The sequence below is a fragment of the Paenibacillus sp. J22TS3 genome, from assembly GCF_018403205.1.
GTDB lineage: Bacteria > Bacillota > Bacilli > Paenibacillales > Paenibacillaceae > Fontibacillus > Fontibacillus tuaregi.
Window position 1 is genome coordinate 1 of record NZ_BOSF01000022.1, and the last position, 613, is coordinate 613.

Here is a 613-nt window from a genome sequence, read left to right on the forward strand (position 1 = left end):
ACTTGGACCGCAGGGTCCTGGGAGAGTAGGACGCCGCCAAGCATACATATTCCCTGATAGCTCAGTTGGTAGAGCACTCGACTGTTAATCGAGTTGTCACAGGTTCGAGTCCTGTTCGGGGAGCCATGCTCTCATAGCTCAGTAGGTAGAGTGCATCCATGGTAAGGATGAGGTCACCGGTTCGATCCCGGTTGAGAGCTCCATTTATTTTACTTCATGTAATAAGTACATAAGTAAAGATAAGGCCCGTTGGTCAAGGGGTTAAGACACCTCCCTTTCACGGAGGTAACAGGGGTTCGAATCCCCTACGGGTCACCACTTTCATTAAATGTTCTGCATAGAACAGTTCCTTAGTGGAAGGCTTATACATATGGAGGCTTAGTTCAGCTGGGAGAGCATCTGCCTTACAAGCAGAGGGTCGGGGGTTCGATCCCCTCAGCCTCCACCATATTGTCATTACATGGACAACTTGTCCTTTAGAAGTAATGGGGATTAGCCAAGCGGTAAGGCAACGGACTTTGACTCCGTCACGCATAGGTTCGAATCCTATATCCCCAGCCATTATCACCCCAAAAAGTGAAGCGTATGCTTTGATGCAGATTCCGAATACTTT

The 613-nt window shown here is 48.5% G+C and carries 5 tRNA genes; all 5 read left to right on the forward strand.

Annotated features, from left to right (window positions below):
• The first annotated feature begins 50 nt into the window (after positions 1–50).
• Positions 51–126 (forward strand) — tRNA-Asn (locus KJS63_RS25835).
• 1 nt (position 127) lies between these two features.
• A tRNA-Thr gene (locus tag KJS63_RS25840) sits at positions 128–203 on the forward strand.
• Between the two features lie 40 nt (positions 204–243).
• A tRNA-Glu gene (locus KJS63_RS25845) sits at positions 244–318 on the forward strand.
• A gap of 54 nt (positions 319–372) precedes the next feature.
• Positions 373–448 (forward strand) — tRNA-Val (locus KJS63_RS25850).
• 38 nt (positions 449–486) lie between these two features.
• Positions 487–561: transfer RNA gene (locus KJS63_RS25855), tRNA-Gln, on the forward strand.
• Positions 562–613 lie beyond the last annotated feature (52 nt).